The organism is Pseudomonas kielensis, from assembly GCF_014236655.1.
Taxonomy (GTDB): domain Bacteria; phylum Pseudomonadota; class Gammaproteobacteria; order Pseudomonadales; family Pseudomonadaceae; genus Aquipseudomonas; species Aquipseudomonas kielensis.
The window spans coordinates 30,797-45,513 of the sequence record NZ_JACMYG010000017.1 but is presented as its reverse complement, the minus strand read 5'-3'; the positions used below and the strand labels follow the sequence as shown (position 1 = coordinate 45,513).

Genomic DNA, 14,717 nt, shown 5'->3' with positions numbered 1-14,717 from the left:
TTACAAGCTGAGCTTATATTTGAAATACGATAAATCGATTTCACTTATTAATCAGTAATTGTTTTTATCGCCCCTAGCCCCGCTGACTGGTCAGTCGACCCGCGGCGGTGGCCATGATCCTGGCGCGCATGGAAAATCTCGAGACAGGGATGGAACAGGACTCATCTGACCGGTAACGCCCGCCCTCCTAGGGGCCTTGCCGCAGTGCTCAACAATAAAAAACACAGGCGTTTAGTTTTCTGAATCTGCCGGCACACTCACACCCTGAGGTCAGATCCACCATGAATAAGCACATCGGCACTATCAAGCGTTGGCGCGTGCAAATCTTCGCCATCACCTGGCTCGCCTACGCGGCCTTCTACTTCACTCGCAAAGCGTTCTCCGTGGCCAAACTGGGGATCGGCGAAGACCCTACCTTCCACCTCGACAAAATGGCCATGGCCAACCTCGACGGGCTCTACCTGGCCGCCTATGCCATTGGCCAGTTCACCTGGGGCATCCTCGCCGACCGCTACGGACCGCGGGTGGTGGTGTTCGGTGGGTTGTTGATCTCAGCCCTGGCGGCGCTGGTGATGGGTACCTTTGCCACCTTGCCGATCTTTGCCACCTGCATGGTGATCCAGGGCCTGGCGCAGTCCACGGGGTGGTCGGGCCTGTGCAAGAACCTGGGCAGTTTCTACCCTGCCGAACAACGCGGTCGGGTACTGGGCCTGTGGAGTTCGTGCTACGCCTTTGGCGGCCTGGTGGCCTCGCCTTTTGCCGGTTGGTGGGCCTACACCCTGGTGGGCAGCTGGCATGCGGCGTTCATTTCAAGTGCCGCGGTGGTGGCGGTGGTGGCGCTGCTGTTTTTTATCTTTCAGCGCAACAAGCCTGAAGACGTCGGCTTGCCGGCGGTGGAGCCTGCGCCGCAACTGACCGCCGCCGAGGCGGATGCGCAAAGCCGGATCAGCATGTGGGCGCCGTTGCGTGAAATCCTGCGCAATCGCACGGTGCTGACCCTGGGCCTGGCGTACTTCATGCTCAAGCCGGCGCGTTACGCAATTCTGTTGTGGGGCCCGGTGATCGTCTTCGAGCAAATGCCCTCGGTGGGCAAGGTGGGCGCCGCGATCATCCCCACCGCGTTCGAGCTGGCGGGGTTGCTGGGGCCGATCATGATTGGCCTGGCCTCGGACAAACTGTTCGGAGCGCGGCGCTTGCCGGCCTGTGTCTTGAGCCTGCTGGCCCTGACGGTCTCGCTGGCGCTGTTCATGGGCGCCTTGCACACCGGCAGCGTGTTGCTGGTGGTGGCCTTGTTGTTTGTCATGGGCCTGACCCTGTACGGACCTGACTCGATGATCAGCGGTGCGGCCGCGATTGACTTCGGCACCGCCAAGGCCGGCGCCACCGCCGCCGGTTTCGTCAACGGCTGCGGCTCGGTCGGCGCCATCCTCGGCGGCCTGTTGCCGGGCTACTTCGACACGGTCACGGTGTTCATCGTGTTTGCCGGTTGCGCGTTGTTTTCGGCCCTGGTGCTGGTCCCCCACTGGAACAGCCGCCCGGCAAGCCTGCAACCTGAGCGTGCGTTTGTGCCCAATGTGCCCATGGCGATCAAGCCACTGCGCAGCTGATAACTCTACCCCCGCGACCTCGCCGACGCTCATGGCCTGATCGGCGGCGGGGCCGTGCCCCCTCGATATGGAGATTTGCCCATGAGACCCTTTTGGCTGGCCCAGGCACTGGAAGCCGACACCAGCGCTCCTTGTGTGCCCCTGGCGCAGGACACCGATGCCGATGTGTGTATTGTCGGTGGCGGCTACACCGGGCTGTGGACCGCCGTCATGCTCAAGCAGCAGGACCCCGGGCTGGATGTGCTGCTGATCGAAGCCGATGTCTGCGGCGCCGGCGCCAGTGGGCGCAATGGTGGGTGTGCGCTGTCCTGGTCGGCCAAGTACTTCACCCTGGAGCGCCTGTTCGGTGTCGAGGAGGCGGTGCGCCTGGTCAAGGAGTCGGAGCACAGCATCCAGGCCATCGGCGCGTTTTGCGAGCAGTACGGGGTGGACGCCGACTACCGCCTTGATGGCACGCTGTACACCGCGACCAACCGTGCCCAGTGCGGCGCCACCGACAGCGTGATCGCCGCGCTGGAGCGCAATGGCATCAACTCGTTCAGCAAGCGTCCGGTGGCCGACGTGCAGCGCATGGCGGGCTCCAGCAAACACCTGGAAGGCTGGTTCTCGCCGGCCGCCGCCAGCGTGCAACCGGGCAAGCTGGTGCGCGGCCTGCGGCGAGTGGCCTTGCAATTGGGCGTGCGAATGCATGAAAACACCGCGATGACTGGCCTGGAGGAAGGCCGGCCGGCGGTGATCCGCACGCCCCATGGACGCATCCGTGCCAAGCGGGTGGTGCTGGCGATGAATGCCTGGATGGCCCGTGCCTTTCCCCAGTTCGAGCGCAGCGTGGCGATTGTTTCCAGCGACATGCTGATCACCGAGCCGCGCCCGGAGTTGCTCAAGACCATCGGCCTGACCACCGGTGTGACCGTGCTCGACTCGCGGATCTTCGTGCATTACTACCACAACACCCCCGACGGTCGAATCATGCTCGGCAAGGGCGGCAATACTTTCGCCTATGGCGGACGCATGCTGCCGGTGTTCGATCAGCCATCGCCCTATGCGGGCCTGCTGCAAAAAAGCCTGGCGCAGTTTTTCCCGGCCTTTGCCCAGGTGCCGGTGGCGGCGACCTGGAACGGGCCGTCGGATCGCTCGGTGACCGGCCTGCCGTTTTTTGGCCAGATGAGCGCCAGTGGCAATGTGTTTTATGGGTTTGGCTATTCCGGCAGTGGCGTCGGCCCCTGTCACATGGGTGGGCAGATCCTCTCGTCGCTGGTGCTGGGGCTGGACAACCCCTGGACCCGCTCACCCCTGGTCAACGGCCCGCTGGGGTATTTCCCGCCGGAGCCGATTCGCTACCTGGGCTCGCTGCTGGTGCGTAACGCGATCCGGCGCAAGGAGCGCGCCGAGGATCACGGCCGGCGTCCACGGCATCTGGACGTGCGCCTGGCGAAATTTGCGGCGGCGGCCGGCAAGGCCGATAAAGGCTAGCGGCGGTTCAAGGCGCCTTGCCGGCGTGGGGCAGCAGCCAGTCGAATAACAGTTGGTTGTGCCCCGTGTGCGCAGGCGGGCTGGCGGGCCGGGCGCTCTCAATGAAGCTCAGGCGTTGCGCGCTGTTCCAGTGTTGCTGGAAGTATTCGGCCAGCGCCACGCATTGCCCCGGATACAGCAAGCACAGTTGTTCCGGGGTGCGGGCGAACTCGCAGGCCAGCTGTTTTTTCTGCGCGGGCGAAAGCGCCAGGTTACCCGACGCCAGGCTGGTGCCCTGCATGACCACGTCGCTGCGATCCAGGCCGGTCAGCTCCATGAGCCCGGGCTGCGGCATACGCACGATGTACCAGTTGGCGTGGGCCAATCGGTCGGTGGTGGCGGGCGGATGTTCGAACAGATAGATCTCACCGCTCCAGCCGCTGTGCTGGGGCTGAGGCCGTCCGGGATGTTCGAGCGGGGCCACGTCAGGGGCAGGGGTGGGGCTGAACAGCGGGCCGGACAAGGTGATGCTGTCTGCCGTCAGGTGCAGCACGTTGCCATTGGCCGAGAGGCTGATGGGCTGTTCTTTATCCTGCCAGGCTTGGTCATTGCGCGCGGCGCCAAGGTCGCAGGCATAGAGCACCGGTCGATCGGGATCACCATCCAGGAAACTGACCGGGACTTCGCTGCCGCCTGCGGGCAACTGCCCGGCGTCCGTGGCCACCTGGACCCTTGGCAACCAGAGCCCCGAGGGCGCGTCATCGGTGGCTTGCGCAGGCCACAACCAGACCTGTACCCGGCCTTGAGCGTCGAGCACCGGCGGCTCTGCCACCCGCCCGATGTGCTGGCCAGGGATGCGCGGCTTGAGGTGCGTGTGCGCTGGGCGGAACTCGCTGGACCAGGGGATGGCGGTGAATTGATTGCGGTAGTGGCTCGCGGTGCCTTCATGCTCCACCTCGCAGAGCAACCACTGGTCATTGAATGCCGCGACAGGATGGCCACTGACTTGCAGGATGCCCCCGCTGCGTAGACCGGGCTGCGTGCTGTGGCCCTGGACTTGCCGGTGCAGGCACCGCAGGCGTTCGAGCTCGCGCCGGCTCAACTGGCGCTGGTGCTGCTGGGTCGGGGTTGCCCGGGCGGTGGCCTGGGCGACTTGATTGGCGGCGTCTGCCGGCGCGGGGCCCGACTCCTGTGGTTCGCCCCGTGGCTGAACGCTGTGGCGCGGCGCGGAGCAGGGCGGGTTGTGACATTGAAACAACTGGCTGATCACCGCGTGGTCGGCACCGGGCGCAAAGGCGGTCTCGAGCGGGTGCTGGGTGAAGCTGGCACTGTCCTCGGCGAACACCAGTACGTGTCGGTCGTCGTGGTGTTCAAAATGAAAGTGGATGCCTTCCTCTTCGCACAGCCGATGCAGCAGGTGCAGGTCGGTTTCGTCGTACTGGATGCACAGCGCCCGCGGTGGGTACTCGCCATGGTGCAGTTCGAAGCGGTAACTGTCGGCGGGCAGGCCGTGTTCCTCGAGCAACTGGTGCAGCAGTTGCGGCACGCTCAACTCCCGCCGTATACGCCGCCGTGGCGGTTGCTCCAGGGCGAGCAGGCGGGGGGCGAGGGTCAGGCGGTACGTGATCTGCTGGGCGTTGGCATCGATCAGCCCGGCGCGCTGGACGATCCCGTGGCGGCCGATACCCGGCCCCAGGCAAAGGTAGGCCGGCTGGTGCAGCCACTGCTCAAGCCGAATCGCCGGTGCCGGGCCGAGCAGTTCGATGTCCAGTTGGTAGAGTTGGTTGAGGGCTTCGTGCCCCTTGAACTGACGCACCGCAAAACTCAAGGCGAGCTCAGGGAGGGTCAGGGTTGGGTTCAGGCCCAGGGGGCTTTCCATGTCGTTGTGCATCACACACTCTTCTGCCATGAAGTTCGGGGCATCGAGGGTACGAAACACTGAGGGTCAATAGTCAGCCCATCAGCGCATTTCAGAAAGACCCTACAAGTGCTTGTGATGATGTCGCTCATCCGCTGCACTTTTTGGTCGATTGCCAACTTTTTGCCGTATAAACTTGCGCAACGCGTCGGCCAATAGATGTCTCGGCGCCACAGATCAAGAGAGTGAGTTATGGGCGCACAGTGGAAGGTTAAACACAAAGAAGCGGCAGCCAACGCCAAGGGGAAAATCTTCGGCAAGCTGGTGAAGGAAATCACCATTGCTGCGCGTAACGGTGCCGATACCGCAACCAACGCACATTTGCGCCTGGTGGTGGAACAGGCCAAGAAGGCTTCGATGCCCCGTGAAACCCTGGAACGTGCGATCAAGAAAGGTTCGGGTCAACTGGGCGAGACCGTGCAGTACCACCGTGTGACCTACGAAGGTTTTGCCCCGCACCAGGTGCCGCTGATCGTTGAGTGCGTGACCGACAACATCAACCGCACCGTGGCGGAAATCCGCGTGGCGTTCCGTAAGGGGCAATTGGGGGCTTCCGGCTCCGTGGCCTGGGACTTCGACCACGTGGGCATGATCGAGGCATCGCCGGACACCCCGGACGCTGACCCGGAAATGGCGGCGATCGAAGCCGGTGCCCAGGATTTCGAACCAGCCGAAGACGGCGCGACCCTGTTCATCACCGAAGCCACCGACCTCGACTCGGTACAGAAAGCTTTGCCGGAGCAGGGCTTCACCGTGTTGTCGGCGAAACTGGGCTACAAGCCGAAGAACCCTGTCAGCGGCTTGACTGACGCGCAAATGGAAGAAGTCGAAGCGTTCCTCGAGGGCCTGGACAACCACGACGACGTGCAGGACATGTTTGTCGGGTTGGCCGGCTAAGCCAGGCGAACAGCGCACCATCGCCGGCAAGCCGGCTCCTACCTCTCTGGTCCCGACAAATCACGGGCATACCGAGCACTGTGTAGGAGCAAGGCTTGCCCGCGTGCCATTCAGGCCTGGTGCAAAGCGGCCAGGATCTGGTTGAACCCGGGACGTGCCAGCACCTGGGGCTGACAGCATTGCCGCTGCAACTCCTCCCATACCTCGCGCCGTGTCGCGCTCAGGCCGGAGTCGATCCGCGCCAGCAACTCCCCCAGCAGAATCCCGAAGGCTCGCACTTCGATGCGTTGCAGCGCGCAGGTTTCCAGGGTTTCGGCGCGGGTATGGAAGGACGCCGCGCCGAAGTCCCCCAGCAGGCAGTCGCCCTGATCGTTATACAAGGTGTTGTGGCCATAGAGGTCGCCGTGGGTGATGCCCTGTTGATGCAGGTGCGCAGCGGCCGAGGCGATGCCGCGGGCGATGTTCAACGCCACTTCGGCGGTAAAGCGCGTGTCAGGCTGATACACGTCGCGGCTGCAGGAATCCAGGCTGGGTAAATCGGCCAGGTTGCGATAACTGCGGTCGATCAGCCCCATCACCAGGCCGGCCTGCTGCTGCGGATGGTCGACGATGCGCCCCAGCACACTGATCAGTTGCGCATGACTGCCGGCGCTGAGGCAGGCGTTCATTTCATGCAGGGGCGAGCCGTCGCTGGTCATCGGCCCTTTGTAGAGTTTCACCGCGACCTCGCGCGCCGGCGCTGATGGCGGCTGCCACAGCGCCTGATGAATCACCCCCGAAGCCCCTTCGCCCAGGCGCTGCTGCAGCTGCAGTTGCGCCCAGGGAATGTGCGCGGTGGCGGCCAGCGCGCTGGCATCGGCCTCGGTTTCCAGCGGGTTGCCGGCATACGCCAGCCAGGCCAGGGCCGGCAGATTCAGTAACCACTGGGGCAGTTCGCTGAGGCGATTTTCGGCAATGCGGATCAGCTCCAGCCGATGGCACTGGCTCAGGCTGGCGGGCAGGCTGCGCAGGCGGTTGCCGGCGAGCATGAGTTTTTGCAGCAGGGGGCGCTGCCCCAGTTCGCTGGGCAACTCCTCCAGTTCATTGTCGGTCAGGATCAACCAGCGCAACTGTGGCGGCAGCGCCTCGCCCGGGACCCGCTGCAGGCGATTGCTCTTGAAACCGATCATGCTCAATTGTTGGCACTGGCCCAGGCCGGCCGGTAGTTCGCGCAAGCGATTGTTCGAGCAGAACAGCACCCGCAAGTGGCGCAGTCGGTGCAGGTCGTCCGGCAATTGGCGCAAGGCGTTGCCGCTGAGGTTGAGCACCTCGAGCGAGTCCGCCAGGCTGAAAATTTCCTCGGGAAATTCCTCCAGGCCGCACGACAGGTCCAGTCGTTTGATCCCGGCCAACTCGCCGGATCGCAGTTGTGCAAGGGTATGCATGAACACATCCAGTCAAGGGAAGAGGGGGCGGCGTCGAGCCTGCAAACGTGGGAATGATAGCGGTAAACGTCCGGGGTGGGCGGCTAGAACTTCAGGGTCTGCCGGATGATCTGGGTGGCCGGATCGCGGGCTTCGCTGACCATCGCATAGTTGTAGCCGGCCCCCGACCAGTATTGCGCCTGCAATTCACCGTCGCTGCGACTGCCTTTGGGTAGCAGGTAGTTCCGCGGGCCGGGCGGACGGATGTAGAAGCTGATCTTGCGCCCGCCTTGATCTTCATACATCACCATGGCCGCCGGGCCCTGGTCGGTGCTCAGCAACCGTGCGCTGACCGGTTGGAAACCCGAGTTGGCGAGGTCCGGTAGGCGGTTGGCGTGGGCAAAATACTGGTCGAGCCAGCCCTGCATGTCGCCGTCGTCACGGACCCGATAGTCGGCCGGCAGCAGGCCTTGCTGGGCGAACATCCGGTACGCCTGCATCGCGTCCGTCATCGGCAGGGTGCCACTGCCGAAGGTCATTTGCCGTGCCTGCCAGCCGCCCAGGCCGCCGACGCTCACCGCGATCAGCAGCAGGGCGGCATTGGCCAGGTGACGCCGGGACTGGCGCTTGCGGCGTTGGCGAATCAGGCTCGGGTCGAGGTCCGGGTTGTCCGGCTGTTGCAAGGCGCCGCCCAGGGCTGCCCGCAGTTGCTGGGCATCCTGCTGCCAGGCGCGGACCTGCTCGGCCATCTGCGGGTTGGCCGCCAGGTACGTCTCCACCAGGCGCCGGTCGGCATCGTTGAGCTGATGGTCGACGTAGGCGTGCAGGTCATTGACGCTGGGAGGCATGCTGATCATTTGAGTCTCCGCAGGGAAGGGCTGCTGATTTCACCGTCGCTCAGTTGGCGCAAGGCCTGGCGCGCCCGGGACAGACGAGACATCACGGTGCCGGTAGGGACACCGAGGATCTCGGCGACCTCTTTATAACTCAAGCCCTCCACCGACACCCAGAGCAACAGCGCCCGTTGCTCAGTGGGCAACCGGTCGAAGGCTTGCAGGGTGGTCTGCGCGATCACCGTACGCTCCAGCGAAGGCTGCGGCTCGTCGCGGCCAGTGAAAAACTCGAGCATCCGCGCATAACGCCGGGAGCGGCGATGGGCGTCGAGAAACTGCCGGTACAGAATCGCAAACAGCCAGGCCCGCAGATCGCCCTCCGGGTGTTTGCTGCCCCAACTCGACAGCGCGCGCTCCAGGCAGGACTGCACCAGATCGTCGGCGCTGCTGCCATTGCGGGTCAGCGAGACGGCAAAGCGGCGCAGCCTGGGGATCAGGTCACGTAACTGTTCGTCGAGATTATTCATGGTGGGCGGGCCAGTCACTACGCTTGGGACCAGAGAGACGCTTGGCAGTGGAGGTTATTCCCGTGGCGCAGAAATAAACACCGGGCCATGGAATAAACCTCGGCGGGCAACGTCTGCCTGATCCTTGCCACAAGCCGTTCCCGGCCCTGGAGTGTTACATGGTAGATCGTTCCCCGACCCCCGATAGGCCCCCTTTGAGTCCCGTCAGCCTGGCCCTGCGCCTGGCCGCGATTGGCCTGGTGGTTGGCGCTATGGCTGTGGCCTTTGCCTACGTCAACGGGTCTCTCGACCCACAGCGCCTGACCCCCAAGGCACTGGTCAACGTGCTCGAAACCAACAACGGTGTTCATCCAGGATTTCGCCGCAATCATGCCAAGGGCGTGTGTGTGATCGGCTATTTCGAGAGCAGTAACGAGGTGCGTGCCTATTCCACCGCGCAGGTGTTCAATGCGGCACGAACCCCGGTGGTGGGGCGGTTTGCCTTGCCCAGCGGCAATCCCTACGCGCCGGATAGCAGCGTGCCGATCCGTAGCCTGGCGTTGCGTTTCACCCAGGCTAACGGACAGCAATGGCGCACCGGGATGAACAGCATGCCGGTGTTCCCGGTCGGTACGCCGCAGGCGTTCTATCAGTTGCAGCAGGCGCAGAGCCCGGACCCTGCAACGGGCAAGCCGGATCCGGCGGCGGCCCCGGCATTTTTTGCCGCACACCCGGAAACCGCGCCGTTCCTGCGCTGGGTCAAGAGCGCCAAACCCTCGGCCAGCTACGCCACCGAGACTTATAACGGCATCAATGCGTTTTATCTGGTGAATTCGGCGGGTCAACGCCAGGCCGTGCGTTGGGGAGTAGTCCCCCTGGCCCAGGACGATGCATCCACCGGCGCCACGCAAGGCGCTGATTTTCTCGAACAGGACTTGCGCGAGCGCCTGCAGGCCGGGCCGCTGCGCTGGCAGTTGCTGATTACCCTGGCCGAGCCGACGGACCCCACGGATGACGCCAGTCAAGCCTGGCCGGCCGCACGCAAGGTGTTGAACGCCGGGACGCTGGTGCTGCAAAGCAGCCAGGCGCAAAACAGCGGCGAGTGCCGGGATATCAACTACGACCCGCTGATTCTGCCCAGTGGCATCGAGCCCTCGAACGACCCTTTGCTGGCGGCGCGCTCGGCCGCCTACGCCAGCTCTTACCTGCGCCGGACCAGCGAAGTCGGCCAGTTGCCTGGCGCTAAACAGGAGGCCGCCCAATGAGCGCGCAACCGAATCACTTCGCGCCCCTGGCGCGGCTGCTGCACTGGCTGATGGCGTTGCTGGTGATCGCCATGCTGTTCATCGGTGCCGGCATGGTCGCCTCGGTGTCCGAGCGCCATGAATGGCTGATCCACCTGCACCAGCCGTTGGGCGTGGCGATCCTGTTGCTGGTGATCGTGCGCCTGTTTGTGCGTTTCTCGACGCGCCAGCCGCCCTTGCCGGCGGACTTGCCCGGCTGGCAGGTGCTCGCGGCCAAGGCGTCCCATGGGTTGCTGTACGCCCTGATGCTGATCTTGCCAGTGCTCGGCTGGGCGATGATTTCGGCCGCGGGCGATCCGGTGACGCTGGGGATTGGCGTGCAACTGCCGGCAATCGTACCGGCCAATGCCACGCTGTTTGCCTTTTTGCGCAAAGCTCATGGTTACCTGGCCTACCTGCTGTTCCTCACGGTATTGCTGCACCTGGCCGCGGCGCTGTTCCACGGCTGGGTCCGGCGTGACGGCGTGTTGCAGAGCATGCTGTCCGGCAAGGATCGCTGATCGGGCAGGGCGCTGCCGCGTTGGTGGGCAGCGCTTCTTCGGGTCGACAGCCAGTAGACCAGCGCCAGGGCATTGATCCCGGCACCCAGCAGGCACACGCCGAACCAGTCGGCCCAGGCGTAGACGGCGGTCGAGGCGAGTGAACCCAGGGCACTGCCAATCGAGTAGAACAGCATGTACCCGGCGGTAAGCCGGCTTTGCGCCTCGGGCCGTACGCCGTAAATCAGGCTCTGGCTGGTCACGTGCATGGCCTGCAGGCCGAGGTCGAAGGTGATCACCCCCAGGAGCAAGGCCCAGAGCGACGACTGGGCCAGGCCGATCGGCACCCACGAGGCGAGCATCAACAGCAGGGACAGGCCGCTGACCCAGTGGCCCAGGCCACGGTCGGCCAGATGCCCGGCGCGGGCAGCGGCCAGGGCCCCGGCGGCACCCGCCAGCCCGAACAGGCCGATCTCACTATGGGACAGCGACAAGGGCGGCGCGCTCAGCGGCAACACCATGGGCGTCCACAGCACCATGGCGCTGGCGAACGAGAGCGAGGCCAACACCGCCCGCTGGCGTAGCACGGGTTCTTCCTTGAACAGCACAAACACCGAGCCGATCAAGCGCCAGTAGCGTTGCTGGGGCTGCGCGGCCTCCTGTTTGGGCAGCACGTAAAGCAGCAGCAGGGCCATCAGCAAGGTCAGCGCGGCCGACAGCCAATAGATCGAGCGCCACCCGGCCAGGTCGGCCATGGCCCCGGACACGGTACGGGCCAGCAGGATGCCGACGACGATGCCGCTGGTGACCACGCCGACCACCCGACCCCGTTGCTGCGGCATGGCCAGCGTGGCGGCATAGGCCACCAATACCTGGGTCACCACCGCGAGCAACCCGGTCAGGGGCACACTAGGCTTCATAGTCGATCTCGTATGTGGATTTATATTGCAACTACATTTTCGATGGCCTGCCTGTGAGCTTACCCATGGTCAAACGCACTGCCTTTGCCGACGCCGAATGCCCCGTCGCCCGTTCACTGGACGCCATCGGTGATGTCTGGTCGTTGCTGATCGTGCGGGATGCCTTCGATGGCATCTGCCGTTTCGGTGAGTTCCAGCGCAACCTGGGCATGGCCAGGAACATCCTCTCGGCGCGCCTGCGAGCGCTGGTCGAACATGGGATTTTCGAACTGCTGCCGGCAGCCGATGGCAGCGCCTACCAGCAATACCGATTGACCGAGAAAGGCCGCGGGCTGTTTCCGTTGATCATTGGCTTGCGCCAGTGGGGCGAGGCGTTTTTCTTTACCCAGGGCGAGGCCCATTCGCGGCTGGTGGATCGCCAGACGGGGCAGCCAATCAGGCCACTGGAACTGCGCGCCGAGGACGGCCGCTTGCTGGGGCCAGAAGATTGCCGGCGGCTGCCTGCCGGCGAGGCCTGAGGGCCGCATGCGCTAAGGCATGCGGCCAGTTGAGCGATCAGCGCAGGGTTTTCACCAGTTCGGCGACGGTCGACAACACATCTTTGCCCAATTGCATCGAGCGCTTGCCGGACCAGCCGGTGAGGGCGTTCGGGGCGTCGTTGTGGTCCTTGAACGGCATCTCCAGGGTCAGAGACAGGCAGTCGAACTTCTGCCCGACGCTGTTGCAGGCCAGGGTCATGTTGGCTTGGCCCGGCAGGTCGCGGGTGTAGCCGTGGGTGGTCTGGAAGTCGCGGGTCTTGTGTTTCAGATGGCTGCGGAAGTGCTCCTCCAGCGCGGCCAGGCGTGGCGTGTAGCCAGGGTTGCCTTCGCAGCCAGCCGTGAACACGTAGGGGATTTCTTCGTCGCCATGGATATCCAGGAACAGGTCAACCCCGTATTGGTCCATGTGCTGCTGCACGAACAACACTTCCGGGCTGATCTCCTGGCTTGCGCTCTGCCAGGCACGGTTGAGGTCCTGGCCCATGGCGTTGGTGCGCAGGTGGCCGTGGAAAGCCCCGTCCGGGTTCATGTTAGGCACCAGGTACAGGTCGGCACTGGCCAGCAGGCTGTTGAGCTCTGGATCATTGTGCTGCTGCAGGCGTTCGATCACCCCCTCCATGAACCATTCGGCCATGTGTTCACCAGGGTGCTGCTGGGCGATGATCCAGACCTTGCGCTGGCCTTCGGCACCACTGCCCTTGCGCAACAGTTGAATGTCACGGCCTTCGACGCTCTTGCCGGTCGCCAACAGCTCGGTACCCGCCTTGCCCAGCGCCTGCTCGATCAGCCAGTCATGGCGGCCGCGGCTGTAGGGCTCGAAGTAGGCGAACCAGGCGTGAGTCTCGCTGGCTTCCAGGCTGAAGCGCAGGCAGTCGCCTTCAAAAATGGTCGGCACCCGGAACCAGTTGACGTGGTCGTAGGAGGCCACGGCCTGGTAACCGTCCCAGGCCTTATTGTAGGAAGACTTACTGGCGTTGCTCAGGCGAAACCAGTGTTCTTCGCCCACATGCAGGCCGCTGGCCTTGAAGTGGAACCACTGGAAATGTGGGCTGTGGGTGTCGGGTCTGATGGCCAGCAGGGCCTGTAGCGGGTTGCTGAGGTCCAGCACTTCGATGTTGCCGCTGTCGAAGTTGGCAGTGATATCAAAGGAGCGTTGAGCCACGGTCATAATCTCATCCTGGATATGATTTTTATGGCGTTACTTTACACGTGCGGGGGGCAAAGCCGAGGGCAATTTACCGGGAAAGGCGGGGGGGCGTCGTCCTTGACGCTGCAGCAGCTTAGTGGCTATGCGATTGATTCTCAAGTGCTATTTATCAGTGTTTAATTCGGGTTTTTGTGAGTCGTGTTGCAAAAAGATGGTCTTTTGATATCATTCGCGCCATCGAATTCAGCAGTACCCATCTTCATTAGCCTGAAGCCAAAGCCAGAATAACTGGCAAAAAAAAGACCCGGCAAAAAGCCGGGTCAAAAACCGTGATTAGCCTGATGAGGAGATATTCCAAGAGTCCGACCTAAGGTCCCTTGGTCTATCGACTGATCTCGCGACCAGTTGCGTGCAATAATAATCATTATCATTTGCAAGTCAACTATTTTTACCCCTCACCTGGGAAAAATCTTTCCCGTCGCTTTGCCAGACGCTGCCGATCTGATCCTGATCCGCACGTTTTCCTCGGTTTCAACCGGCTTTTCTCAATAGACCTGTTCTGCGTCCAGTGACCTGTCCACCATGGCTTTTGCCATGTCGATCATGTGCACCACCGAAAACGCCAGGTCGCGGCTTGCGCCCTGCAGGCTGTCCGCCGATTCATGGGCGCAGGCGGCTGCACAGCGCAGCAGGTCCGAGGCATGCACCAGGGCCTCCTCGCGGCTGACGTGGCGGCTGACATCGAAGAGTTGTTCGATGACCTGAGGCTCTGAAACAGCGGGTTTCAAGTAATAGTCCAATGCGCGCTGGGCGGCGGCGCAGTTGTTGAGCGTGGTGAAGTCGCCGGTGGTTTGCGGCGCGGGCAACGTGTTGTCGGTGTTATCCATGGTGAGTACTTACTCCGTGGGTGGTGCCGTTGGTGTTGCTAGAGAATAGTACCAACTGTATTCATGACCAAAAATTAAATACTACAATGTGTGTGTTGAGGGTCAGCCAACGCGAAGTATTGTTCCGCCCATGGATAAATGGATTGAATTGGTCAAGGCCAAGATGAGTGAACTGCGGATCACTCAGGAAAAACTCGCAGAGCGTCTCGCCATGTCACAGGGCGGTGTCGGGCATTGGCTGAACAAACGCCGGCAGCCCAGCCTCGATGACATGAACCGGGTGCTGCAGGAACTCGGATTGGGTTTTCTCGAAGTGGCCATGGTGCTCAGGGAGGTCGAGCAGGCGCAGGACGCTGGCGATGAGCAGTCGGGGTCGCTGGCGCAAAAGTACAACCCGTACTTTCGTTACCCGGTGAGCGACTGGCGGCTAGTGTCGCAAGTGCGCGAAGCCCAGGTGCCGGCCTACGGCAACGGGCGCTCCGAGATGTCGGATTACCGTGCCCAGGGTGCAGCCTTCTGGTTGGTGGTGGTGGGGGACGCGATGACCGCCCCCACGGGCATCAGCATTGCCCAGGACATGCTGATCCTGGTCGACCCGGCGGTGGAAGCGGTGCCGGGCAAGCTGGTGATCGCGCAATGGGCCGACAGCGCCGAAGCGACCTTTCGCAAGTTGATCGAGGAGGGCGGGCAACGGTATCTGGTGCCCTTGAATCCGACCTACCCCAAGGCCCTGTTTACCGACCAGTGTCGGATCATCGGCGTGGTGGTGCAGGCCACCGCGCGGTTTTAACCCGGCAGGTCCTGGCTCACAGGACCTGCCGGTGA

The 14,717-nt window shown here is 63.3% G+C and carries 13 protein-coding genes and 1 pseudogene; 7 read left to right on the top strand and 7 right to left on the bottom strand.

Going from position 1 to position 14,717, the window contains the following annotated elements:
• The first annotated feature begins 281 nt into the window (after nt 1–281).
• The gene (locus H7995_RS16775) at nt 282–1,607 is read left to right on the top strand and encodes an MFS transporter (protein WP_166590765.1); all 1,326 of its coding nucleotides are present in this window, start codon (nt 282–284) and stop codon (nt 1,605–1,607) included.
• A gap of 75 nt (nt 1,608–1,682) precedes the next feature.
• Complete coding sequence (locus H7995_RS16770; protein WP_178117398.1) at nt 1,683–3,080, top strand: FAD-dependent oxidoreductase; 1,398 nt, start codon at nt 1,683–1,685, stop codon at nt 3,078–3,080.
• 7 nt (nt 3,081–3,087) lie between these two features.
• On the opposite strand, the gene H7995_RS16765 is transcribed toward H7995_RS16770, so the two are convergent.
• Entirely contained in the window at nt 3,088–4,998 is a 1,911-nt protein-coding gene (locus tag H7995_RS16765) for a type VI secretion system tip protein TssI/VgrG (RefSeq protein WP_185818636.1), read from the bottom strand.
• A gap of 171 nt (nt 4,999–5,169) precedes the next feature.
• On the opposite strand from H7995_RS16765, the gene H7995_RS16760 reads away from it, so the two are divergent.
• The gene (locus tag H7995_RS16760; protein WP_095167828.1) at nt 5,170–5,874 is read left to right on the top strand and encodes a YebC/PmpR family DNA-binding transcriptional regulator; all 705 of its coding nucleotides are present in this window, start codon (nt 5,170–5,172) and stop codon (nt 5,872–5,874) included.
• A 110-nt stretch (nt 5,875–5,984) separates the two neighbouring features.
• Here the strand turns inward: H7995_RS16760 and H7995_RS16755 are convergent, their stop codons facing one another.
• From H7995_RS16755 to H7995_RS16745, 3 genes are all read right to left on the bottom strand, one after another.
• Nucleotides 5,985–7,298, bottom strand: a complete 1,314-nt coding sequence (locus H7995_RS16755) for a leucine-rich repeat-containing protein kinase family protein (RefSeq protein ID WP_185818635.1) — start codon at nt 7,296–7,298, stop codon at nt 5,985–5,987.
• A gap of 83 nt (nt 7,299–7,381) precedes the next feature.
• Complete coding sequence (locus H7995_RS16750; RefSeq protein WP_182344028.1) at nt 7,382–8,134, bottom strand: anti-sigma factor family protein; 753 nt, start codon at nt 8,132–8,134, stop codon at nt 7,382–7,384.
• Nucleotides 8,131–8,637, bottom strand: a complete 507-nt coding sequence (locus H7995_RS16745; RefSeq protein ID WP_166592372.1) for a sigma-70 family RNA polymerase sigma factor — start codon at nt 8,635–8,637, stop codon at nt 8,131–8,133. The genes H7995_RS16750 and H7995_RS16745 overlap by 4 nt, the downstream gene beginning before the upstream one ends.
• Before the next feature lie 158 nt (nt 8,638–8,795).
• Between H7995_RS16745 and H7995_RS16740 the strand changes: the two genes are divergently transcribed.
• Both H7995_RS16740 and H7995_RS16735 read left to right on the top strand, forming a co-directional pair.
• Entirely contained in the window at nt 8,796–9,881 is a 1,086-nt protein-coding gene (locus tag H7995_RS16740) for a catalase family peroxidase (protein ID WP_166592373.1), read from the top strand.
• Nucleotides 9,878–10,420 carry a cytochrome b gene (locus H7995_RS16735; RefSeq protein WP_185818634.1) on the top strand — a complete coding sequence of 181 codons (543 nt, stop codon included), beginning with the start codon at nt 9,878–9,880 and terminating at the stop codon, nt 10,418–10,420. Before H7995_RS16740 ends, H7995_RS16735 begins: the two co-directional genes overlap by 4 nt.
• Here the strand turns inward: H7995_RS16735 and H7995_RS16730 are convergent.
• Nucleotides 10,312–11,301: pseudogene (locus tag H7995_RS16730) on the bottom strand (MFS transporter); the annotation flags it as partial. The gene H7995_RS16735 and the pseudogene H7995_RS16730 overlap by 109 nt on opposite strands.
• 83 nt (nt 11,302–11,384) lie before the next feature.
• Here H7995_RS16730 and H7995_RS16725 point away from each other — a divergent pair.
• The gene (locus H7995_RS16725; RefSeq protein ID WP_166592375.1) at nt 11,385–11,837 is read left to right on the top strand and encodes a winged helix-turn-helix transcriptional regulator; all 453 of its coding nucleotides are present in this window, start codon (nt 11,385–11,387) and stop codon (nt 11,835–11,837) included.
• Nucleotides 11,838–11,874: 37 nt separating this feature from the next.
• Here the strand turns inward: H7995_RS16725 and H7995_RS16720 are convergent, their stop codons facing one another.
• Together H7995_RS16720 and H7995_RS16715 are read right to left on the bottom strand one after the other, a co-directional pair.
• Nucleotides 11,875–13,026: a M14 family metallopeptidase gene (locus H7995_RS16720; protein WP_182344032.1), complete on the bottom strand. Its 1,152-nt coding sequence runs from the start codon at nt 13,024–13,026 to the stop codon at nt 11,875–11,877.
• A 524-nt stretch (nt 13,027–13,550) separates the two neighbouring features.
• On the bottom strand, nt 13,551–13,892 hold the full coding sequence (locus H7995_RS16715; RefSeq protein WP_166592377.1) for a DUF6124 family protein: 342 nt from the start codon (nt 13,890–13,892) through the stop codon (nt 13,551–13,553).
• A gap of 130 nt (nt 13,893–14,022) precedes the next feature.
• Here H7995_RS16715 and H7995_RS16710 point away from each other — a divergent pair, with 130 nt between their 5' ends.
• A complete protein-coding gene (locus H7995_RS16710) occupies nt 14,023–14,682 on the top strand; it encodes a LexA family protein (protein ID WP_166592378.1) in 660 nt (219 codons plus the stop codon).
• Nucleotides 14,683–14,717: the final 35 nt, after the last annotated feature.

Bases quoted from the DNA above. Each gene is read 5' to 3' on its own strand.
- H7995_RS16740 (WP_166592373.1), top strand. From the start codon at position 8,796: ATGGTAGATCGTTCCCCGACCCCCGATAGGCCCCCTTTGAGTCCCGTC.
- H7995_RS16715 (WP_166592377.1), bottom strand. From the start codon at position 13,892: ATGGATAACACCGACAACACGTTGCCCGCGCCGCAAACCACCGGCGAC.
- H7995_RS16775 (WP_166590765.1), top strand. From the start codon at position 282: ATGAATAAGCACATCGGCACTATCAAGCGTTGGCGCGTGCAAATCTTC.
- H7995_RS16750 (WP_182344028.1), bottom strand. From the start codon at position 8,134: ATGATCAGCATGCCTCCCAGCGTCAATGACCTGCACGCCTACGTCGAC.
- H7995_RS16760 (WP_095167828.1), top strand. From the start codon at position 5,170: ATGGGCGCACAGTGGAAGGTTAAACACAAAGAAGCGGCAGCCAACGCC.
- H7995_RS16720 (WP_182344032.1), bottom strand. From the start codon at position 13,026: ATGACCGTGGCTCAACGCTCCTTTGATATCACTGCCAACTTCGACAGC.
- H7995_RS16710 (WP_166592378.1), top strand. From the start codon at position 14,023: ATGGATAAATGGATTGAATTGGTCAAGGCCAAGATGAGTGAACTGCGG.
- H7995_RS16735 (WP_185818634.1), top strand. From the start codon at position 9,878: ATGAGCGCGCAACCGAATCACTTCGCGCCCCTGGCGCGGCTGCTGCAC.
- H7995_RS16755 (WP_185818635.1), bottom strand. From the start codon at position 7,298: ATGCATACCCTTGCACAACTGCGATCCGGCGAGTTGGCCGGGATCAAA.
- H7995_RS16725 (WP_166592375.1), top strand. From the start codon at position 11,385: ATGGTCAAACGCACTGCCTTTGCCGACGCCGAATGCCCCGTCGCCCGT.
- H7995_RS16745 (WP_166592372.1), bottom strand. From the start codon at position 8,637: ATGAATAATCTCGACGAACAGTTACGTGACCTGATCCCCAGGCTGCGC.